A 9,045-nucleotide genomic window follows, 5' to 3' on the forward strand; every position below is an offset into this window, starting at 1 on the left:
GTTTATTCCATTAAACCTATCTCCATGAGCTCTGGCTGCTGGCTCCCAGTCATCAATGTTATTGACAAAGATTCTGGTTCTGACCACATCACTCAATTTACCACCCAATGACTCTATAGATCCTTCAATCTTGTCTATAATAAAATGAGTCTGCGCAGCTACATCATTGCCACCAATCATCATACTGCCATGCGTAGCCGTTGTACCTGAAACATGAATTCTATTGCCGTCCCGAACAGCCCTGCAATAGCCAGCATATTCTTCCCATTCTGTTCCGCTAAAAACCTGCGTTCTGTCTTCGGCAGTATTGACAGGTTCAAATGACTTTGGAATGGCATCTATATGGTGACTCAAATCTCCCGAAGCAGTAAGGAAAGGAGGCTTTCTATATTCATCACCACAATCACCGGGGATAGGGCTAAGTTCTTGTTGAGCACCCTTAATGTTAGCAATATCTTCTTGGCTAAGGTCAATGTTGAGCAACTTGGTGTTATCCTCAATATGCTCACTTTTTCCAAGTCGGGCACCAACGATTACTGCAGCTACGTGATCACCTTCTAAGATATACCGACTGGCGATATTGGCTATGGAAACCTGATGCTTGTCAGCAACTCTTTTCACAACGTGCAATAGATTTTGATAAGGCTCACATCCACCGGCTGCATCAATGAATCTTTTATACTTCATTTCCGACCAAGTTTCCAGATCATCCTGCTTTGGCTCTGATTTACCTAGCCATTTTTCAGTAAGAAATCCACCCGCCAATGTGCCAAAAGCCAGCACTTTTACGCCATACTCTTTACAAACCTGAGCCATTTTACCCGATGCTCTTTGATCAATCAAGGAATGACAAACCTGATTGCTAATCAATGGAATGCCTGAGGCACAGGCAATCCTCAGATGTGCTGCATCAAAATTGGTGACTCCCAAATGCTTAATAAGTCCTTCCTCTTTTAGCTCGTTCAGATAAAACAGTCCATCAAGCCAGCTTGGGTCAGGATAGTGCCAGGCATGAAACTGCATTAGATCAATTGATGACTGCTGCATTCTATTTAATGCCTTATTAACAGCTGCGCGTACATCTTCCCTACTAATCTTTCCGGCAGCAGGCACCCACTTTGTGAAGAGCTGAACCTTATCTCCTAAAGGATTGGTGTTTTTGAAAGTTCCTGTAATAATCTCACTTGAACCATAATGATCTGCCATGTCAAAAGTAGTCAGACCGGCTTTCACATAGGGCTCCATTGCTTTTGATGTTTCATGGGGATCTAATGTATTACCATCTCTTTCCATATCGGCAATCTGCCAAAGTCCGGTGATGATTTTGGAAATTTTTAAGTCAGGGGCTAGTGAGGTTGTGAGTTCCATAACTATTCTTCAGGAAGCAGTTTAAATTTTTCTTTGGTGTCAATGTTCGCCTTTTTGAACTCTCGCCATCTGGAGTAAAACACGAGACTCGCCAACGACATTACAATGAGCCATATAGGTGTTGAATGAAAATACCATGCAGAGGCATCAGAAGTTAGGTCTTTATAGGTATGTATAATCAAAAAGGCTACTAAAAATATAGTGCCCGACCAGCCTATCCATAGTTGAAAGGCGCGTTCTTCTATTAATTTTATCTCCTTAGCTAACTCAGGGTTTACTTTTGGAATGGTAATAAGCGTAACACACATTAGAAGAAAGTTGACGATCATGGATGTTACCATAATATCTATTCCTAAAAAGAAGTCACCTGCAAAGTGAGAACCCAGCACACCAATACTGGCCATAATACCAGCGATAATAAGGGCAATATGCGGAGTATGGCGTTTGGGGTGTACATTGGCGATGAAGGAAGGAAAAATATCATCTTCAGCCCATGCAAACATTAATCTTGAAACTGACAATAGCATCGCAGGCAAATCATTAATTAGAGCAATGGCTGCACCTAGCAAAATGGCTACCCCAAGACCTGATGGTAACACATAGCTCAACAAACCAGGAGCACTAATATCTTTATTCATGGCTTCTGAAGCCACATAACTCCAGGGCACAGTGTTATAGACTGCAGAAGTAAAAAGGAAGTAAAACAAGCCGACAGTTAGTATCGTCAGAAGTATTGCTTTGGGCAGAGACCGAGTAGGATTTTTCGCTTCGCTACCTGCTTGGGCAATTGAGTCAAAACCTATAAAGCTGGAAAAAAGTAATGCAGCAGCAGAAAGAAAGGTTCGCCAATCTAACGCCTCAGCAGAAGTTAACTTAACATCCACGTTATCTTTCAGTTTGACAGCCGCTATAAATTCTTCAGTATTAAATGAAAAGCCAGAGATAATAACAATACTGCCAAGAATGAACATCATGAACATCATTGGGATAAGAATCCTTTCATATGTTTTGTTGCCTCGAATATTTACACCAACAAAAAGCCAAATTAGTCCTAAAGCCAATCCTACTCTTACGACCGGTGTCTCTAATGTTGCGGCAAGTTGATTCCAGCCCATTCCAATAGCTACGTCTCGCATAAAAGGCACACATACATAGGCTATTACCCCAATGACAATGGATAAACCGAACCACTGAGAGAAGCTGGCTATAAAGCCTAAATATGGATTTAGGCCCCTGCTTGCATAGAGATAACTACCACCTGCACGTGGCATGGATGAAGATAAAATAGCATAAGCAAGAGCAGCAAAAATGGCTGGTATAGCAGCAAAAACAAAAGCGGGAAGAACATATGGACCTATACCTGGCACATTGCGCTGAATCATAAATGGAACAACATTTATAGATGCTCCGAGCATGGAACAAACCCCTGTGGCAACGAGGCCTAAAAGACCAATTTGCCTGTACAATTTAATTTTAAGCCTTTGCTTCATCTAAATGCCAATCTACAAATGAAACTTGAATCAATTGGAATTAGGAGTAAGAATTTATGATGAATTATGACCAGTGGTATGGAGATAATTTAGATAGATATAATTCAGAAACGCATAACATACTCCAACCCTAAACCTACACCTGTGGTTTCAGTGAGAAATTCATTGATTCTGTACTCTGCCACTGCGTAAAAATTGGGCAATAACTGTATACCTAACTGATGTTCAGTAACCCATGTAAATGGATTATCAGAGCCATGATTTAAATTCTGATCGGCAAAACCAGAGATATAAACCTTGTTTTGCCAGAAACTAAATCGATAAGCATGTTCTATTTGTGCTAAGTAGCGCTGCTGGTCACCATATCCGGCCTGCAAAGCAAAAAGTGTTACACCATAACTCAAATGCAGCTTTGATAGCAATTCTGAAATGCCACCCGTTTCATTTGCAATCCAACGCAAGCCAAGGCGGTAGGAATCATTAGCCGCTCCACTTCGAAGCGCTGCCTGCACAGCTAGATTTAAGGGTAATTTATTATAAAATTTCCAGCGAAGGGTTTGCTCTACATAAAAAGATCCTACATCAGTATCTTCCTCTGCACCCGTGTAATTAACAAATCCAAAATACTCAAACGGGCCATGAAATTTGGCTAAGGCATTAATAGTAAACTCACTATGACCTCGGGTATCATAATAAATGTTAGGATCCATGAAACCGCTTTTAACCTTTCCAGACTTTTCCTGTGCCATTACTGTGCTAGATGCAATGGTAAGCATGAGTAATCCTAAAACGAAAATAATTGATATATTGAAATGGGCTATAATAACTCTCATGTAGATGAAAATGAAGAGGGGTTTTCTCTATATTCTACCTACAAAATAGTAAAAATTTATTCCCTAAGTATTGCCAAGCTAAGTTATAGCCCGGATTAGTACACTTTGTTTACAAAATAGACTATAGATCTAAAATAGCAGAGAGATCTTCAGAACTTACAGGCGCTGATGTGTGCTGATGTATTACTTTCCATTGGTTTTCATACTTTGAGAAGCCTACTGTTATTCTATTTTTCATGCTTCTCAAAACTTTTCCTTTTTTAGATATGGCCTGAAAACTAATCAGCGCAGTTGCGAAGCCTACAGCTCCTGATTCTTGGATTTTCAATATTTCGAAATCGACATTGACACGCTCGTCACCTAAAGATCCTAGCCAGTCTTCTATAAGTCCGGCCCATTCCTTTTCATTAGAAATGCTACCCTTGTCCCACATATCAAATATGACGGCATGTTGATCATACAGACTGATCATAGAAACTGAATCTTTGTTCCATGCGGACTCTTTGTATATTTTGAAGAAATCTTCAATCTTCTTTATTCCTGAGCTCATATTTTAATTTTTTATCTGTTGAGACCTCAAATAATCTGTTGCTTCCTTAAAAGTGGTTACCCAAATCTCATCGCGATGTGCATCCAGGTACTTGAGCATTTCTTCATGGTCTTCTTTGGAGACAATCATGTCTTCAGCGCCAATGCCATGAAAAGTAAATGTGCTGAAGGAATTGTTTTCTATAACCTTTTCAATGTAGGCAATAAGGTCATCGGCCTTATGATTATTAGGCGCCCATGAAGGAACATTATAAATATCTATTTCAGTAGGACTCTTGACTAATTCCTGATCTTCTGAGCTACCTCTTGCCGCTGAAGCATATTCATTGATACTGTCCTTGTAATTGACACCACCAGCATAATAGTGGGCACATGGATAGGCGAAAGTTCTGTTTTTCTTCCCGTCCAGTGCCGATAAAAAACTATTGGCCAATTGTATTTCTTCCAATAGTTGTTCGATGCTGTATTGATCCAGGTCCTGATAATCCTTTAACCATCCCATTCCGGGTTTTGATTTTTGACAAGGGTGATAAAGGGTATGGTTCCCTAATTCATGACCATCCTGAGCGAGCAACTTCCACTTATCCATTTCATCATAGATGGAAGAAGAGGCGAGGGTGGGGTAGAAGGTAGCTTTGAAATTGTACTTTTTTAGCATTGGTCCAACAGTATTGACATGGTTCGAAAGGCCATCATCATATGTTAGGCAAATTGCAGCTTTGGCACCATTTGGCCAGGTGAGCTCACTTTTAGTCTGCCCACATGCCGATGTTTGAAACAGAATGCTAAATAAAAGTATTAGTTGAGTGAAATTTGTCCTTTTCATAATCTGTTCATCAAGCTAAATATTCGATGCAAATTCAGCGAAGACTTTTTTATGATGTTCTAAATCCATGTTAGCAGATAAGGCCACACGAGCAATGTAATCTTTATCTCCTTCTTTGGTAGTACCCTGAGTAGATGTAGCTGGAATAGTCCAGTAACATCCTTTTAGCTGTCCATAACTCACACAATATTTACTTTCTCCCGGTATTTCTTCTATCATTGAGTTGATTAACTTCAGGTTTAGTGCGCGCTTATAGGCTTCTCTTTCTTCGTCAGTATCTCCTTTGGTGGGAAGATCGAGTGAAAAAACAGATGGGGTGAAACCTTGCTGTGCGAGCTCTTCTGAAACAAAATTGATTTTAGCTTCAGGGAGTGTTTGTTCAATGAAATTAACAAACTCACGGGTGTATTGATAAGCCTTTTCAATTCTTTCATTCATAGAAGGTAATTGCTGTGCAAGTAGCTCCATTTGCAAATCAGTGGCTTCATTATCACAAAGCTTAAGATGAGTTTCAATTTTACCCATTAAATCTGCTGCCTGTTGGTTGGCAACACAATAGCCGGCTGTGCACTTACCACCGCTCGGAAACTTAGAACCACTTACATATGAAATGGCGTTGATCCCTGATAGTATATCCTCTTCACCCAAAAACCGCACATTAGGGCAAAAAGTTTGATCAAGAATAAAGACAGGAGCTACAGAAGCTGTACCCTGAGATGTAGTTCTTGCTTTACGCAGAACCGTCCTTAAATTACCCAGGTCAGGCACCTCTACGCGTGGGTTAGTAGGTATTTCAACTATAATATATGGCACTGCATCTTGCGAGGCCACCTCTTCTAAGACAGCATCAATGCTTTGGACCATGTTATTTTCCCTATCTACCAATAGGTCCATGATTTCTATACGGTCATTGCAAGCCGCAACTCGCCTGGCCTGATCGTTAGTTCCACCATAACAATTAGGAGGAACTATAAACTTAATGTCTTTTCCAGGATGTGCTTCAAGTGCATGATCAACAAGGCCCATCATTATAGCATACTGAATAGATAATCCGCTAGAGCCTATTAAAGGCTTGTTGTCGGTATCAGTAATTTCCATAATGCATTTCTCAACAGCATTTTGATCCGCTGAACGGTTTCTAACCTTCGAATGATCAGTGCCATTTTCAGTTAAATTTTGCAGGGTAATGAAGCAATCATCAGGAGTCATGGCAATAGTTTCTCTTCTTCTTACATGCTGAATTTCAGAAATATAACGCTTGTTATCAGGGCCATTAACAATCAAAATGCTGCCAAGTTTATCATCCATGCTAATCAAGAAATCGACAGTAGATGGAAGCTCGAGAGACTCACTTATTTCTTGTTCAGTTACGAAAATGGTAGTGCCATCGAAGTTTTGAACTTCATGAATATTCTTCACTTGCTGTGTTTCAAATTGATAGCCATATACTCGGTGAATTAGCGCAGCATCAAAAGACTTTGGTAGCTCATTGACATGAATAATTCGCGTGTTTTTACCTTCAAAAAAGTTCCTTCGCAAGATGGCGAGAATAGGAGCTGTTCTTGATGAAAAACTTACTACACTTTCAGCTTCCATTTTCAATAATTGAGCAATTGTCCATTCAAGTACAGAAGATAAAGGATGCCCCAATCTGATATAATCATAAGCAGTTGGTAACTCGCTTAATGCTGATTCTTCAGCATTATTGTTCTTTGCTAATTGATCAAAACCTTGTAGAAACTCAACTTTGGCCAGCTTCTCATCATAAATATCAAGCCGATGAGTCGTTAGGTTGAGCCAATCTGAAGGCATGTTTTTTATTACTTGTTTGATGTAATTTAACGTCTTTGTGTTTTCCATAAATTAAACCTTTTTATCGGCTGATATTATCTACTTTCTACGAGCAATTTAAATAGTGAAAATGATATAAAATGCTGCTGTAATTTGATCATAAAGGCAATATTCCCACCTATAATATTTACACTAATTCAATGGATCAAAGGTAGTATTTTCTGAAACTCTGTTAGTAATAAAACTGAAGACAATAATTGATAATTTGTAAATTGTAATGGTCTGAATTTAGGGATCGAAGATCGAACAAGAATATGTCCTACTAATGCAATGAATACACTTTTAACTAATCAACGCTTTGATGGCTTTCAGGCTACACCATTTCTTTGGGAGGGTTCACTGGCAGGGCTCGAGATGTTTGAGCAAGCTGATGAAAAGGTAGAGGGCTATCCCGTTGTGGATACTGATGCACACATTAGGTTAGGCAAACTAGTTGAACAGTTTGTCTCCTATGAACTTGATCAGGATAAGACCATTCAGATCATACAATCTAATGTGCAAGTCTTTCAAAATCAGGTTACAGTTGGGGAAATAGACTTGCTGATTAATCAATTGGAGGCTTATTTGCACTTAGAAATTGTCTATAAATTTTATTTGTATGACCCTTCTATTCCGGATGAATTGCATCGGTGGATTGGGCCCAATCGTAAAGACAGTCTGGTTTACAAACTCACTAAATTGAAAGAGAAACAGCTACCATTACTTTATCACCCAGCTACTGCTTATATACTGAATGGACTGAATTTGACCTCAGACAAATTTGTACAACGACTTTACTTTAAAGCGCAACTCTTTGTGCCATTAGATCATAGGAATGTTAGGCATGATTTGATCAACAATGAATGCATAAAAGGCTTTTATGTCCGCTTTAAAGACCTGACTAACTATACACATTGTACTTTTTATATCCCACCTAAACTGGACTGGTTAATAGAACCTCATTTAGAGGTAGACTGGTTGTCCTACAAGGATTTTGAAACAGTCGTGGCGAAAACCTTGAACGATCGCTCCTCGCCACTTTGCTGGATGAAATTGCCAGAAGGAAGTGTGCAAAAACTGTTTGTGGTGTGGTGGGATTGAAGTAATTCTACGTCTTACTAAGAATTTCGGAAAGTTCTATTGCACAACCCCAGGCTACTGTAAAACCAGCACCTCCGTGACCATAATTATGAAAAATGTTATTAAAACTCTGATCAAATTCAAACCGGACCGACTTTCGCTTTGGTCTTAACCCAACCATCTCTTCTAATATTTGAGGTGTTTTGTTATCTAATCCAAGACTTTCAAACCTGCTCAAAATTAAATCGGTATCGGATTTCTCAATATTTACATTCCAATTGTTTTCATAATCTGTGCCTCCAATAATGGAGTCACCACTTCTGTTAATGACATAGGTCAAAGCGCCTTTTTTTGTAGGCTCTGCAAAGGAAGGAGTGTTTAATTTTGCGCATCGTAAAATTTGCCCCCTCATAGGAATCAACTCATTGTCGTTGCATAATTCTTTTGCCCCCAAACCTGTGCAGTTGACAACTAGACTGTTTAATGATGACATTTCCTTGAGGCTAGCAATTCCACTCTTCTCAAAGTGACCACCATTTTCAATAAACCTGTTAAACAGGAAGGGTAAGTATTTGAGTGGCTCCATTAAGGGAACATTAGAAACAAAGGCCTTTTCTATACCCTTTGGTAATTCTTCAGGAGTAGCATTTCTCACCGCACCTGCCGGAAGTTGCTCAGTCCATTTTGTGTTACTTTCAGAAGTGTAGGCCGTTAAAAATGGAATAAAAGAGACGTCATTACCATTTTTTGCCTCCTCCTGATATCGCTGGTAAGAAAGGGCTGCCCACTTATTGGCCTTTTTTGCTGGTTCAATCTCAAAGGGAAACCAGATAGCACCTACTTTGCTGGATAGTGTTTTGCTGTAATGTTCTTTTGCAACTATTGTAACGGTAGAACCATTTTCCTGAAGTACAATTGCTGATGTGAGACCTACAATACCAGAACCTACAACCGTAACAGATTTCATTTTCTATTTTAATAAGTAAGTGTCACGACCTTATGAGCGTACTCCAGTTTGTATTAATAAAGCTAAAGGTGGCAAAGCATAAAACTAGCACGATTTGGGTTT

Annotated in this window: 8 protein-coding genes; 1 reads left to right on the plus strand and 7 read right to left on the minus strand. The window is 39.4% G+C overall.

Annotation, left to right across the window (positions count from 1 at the left end):
- From E1140_RS18720 to E1140_RS18745, 6 genes are all read right to left on the minus strand, one after another.
- Nucleotides 1-1,368, minus strand: a 1,368-nt coding sequence (locus tag E1140_RS18720) for an aldo/keto reductase (RefSeq protein ID WP_155187804.1), incomplete at its 3' end; no start/stop codon positions are given.
- A gap of 2 nt (nucleotides 1,369-1,370) precedes the next feature.
- Entirely contained in the window at nucleotides 1,371-2,858 is a 1,488-nt protein-coding gene (locus E1140_RS18725; RefSeq protein ID WP_155187713.1) for an APC family permease, read from the minus strand.
- A 104-nt stretch (nucleotides 2,859-2,962) separates the two neighbouring features.
- Nucleotides 2,963-3,691, minus strand: coding sequence for a hypothetical protein (locus tag E1140_RS18730; RefSeq protein ID WP_155187716.1), 729 nt, complete (start codon nucleotides 3,689-3,691; stop codon nucleotides 2,963-2,965).
- 121 nt (nucleotides 3,692-3,812) lie between these two features.
- On the minus strand, nucleotides 3,813-4,241 hold the full coding sequence (locus E1140_RS18735; protein WP_155187719.1) for a YybH family protein: 429 nt from the start codon (nucleotides 4,239-4,241) through the stop codon (nucleotides 3,813-3,815).
- 3 nt (nucleotides 4,242-4,244) lie between these two features.
- Entirely contained in the window at nucleotides 4,245-5,066 is an 822-nt protein-coding gene (locus tag E1140_RS18740; protein ID WP_155187722.1) for a polysaccharide deacetylase family protein, read from the minus strand.
- A gap of 15 nt (nucleotides 5,067-5,081) precedes the next feature.
- Nucleotides 5,082-6,926, minus strand: a complete 1,845-nt coding sequence (locus tag E1140_RS18745) for a PLP-dependent aminotransferase family protein (RefSeq protein ID WP_155187725.1) — start codon at nucleotides 6,924-6,926, stop codon at nucleotides 5,082-5,084.
- Nucleotides 6,927-7,187: 261 nt separating this feature from the next.
- Here E1140_RS18745 and E1140_RS18750 point away from each other — a divergent pair, with 261 nt between their 5' ends.
- The gene (locus E1140_RS18750) at nucleotides 7,188-7,997 is read left to right on the plus strand and encodes a DUF1853 family protein (protein ID WP_155187728.1); all 810 of its coding nucleotides are present in this window, start codon (nucleotides 7,188-7,190) and stop codon (nucleotides 7,995-7,997) included.
- 7 nt (nucleotides 7,998-8,004) lie between these two features.
- Here the strand turns inward: E1140_RS18750 and E1140_RS18755 are convergent, their stop codons facing one another.
- Nucleotides 8,005-8,943: an FAD-dependent oxidoreductase gene (locus E1140_RS18755; protein ID WP_155187730.1), complete on the minus strand. Its 939-nt coding sequence runs from the start codon at nucleotides 8,941-8,943 to the stop codon at nucleotides 8,005-8,007.
- Between the last annotated feature and the right edge of the window lie 102 nt (nucleotides 8,944-9,045).

It is taken from the genome of Fulvivirga lutimaris (assembly GCF_009711525.1).
Taxonomy (GTDB): domain Bacteria; phylum Bacteroidota; class Bacteroidia; order Cytophagales; family Cyclobacteriaceae; genus Fulvivirga; species Fulvivirga lutimaris.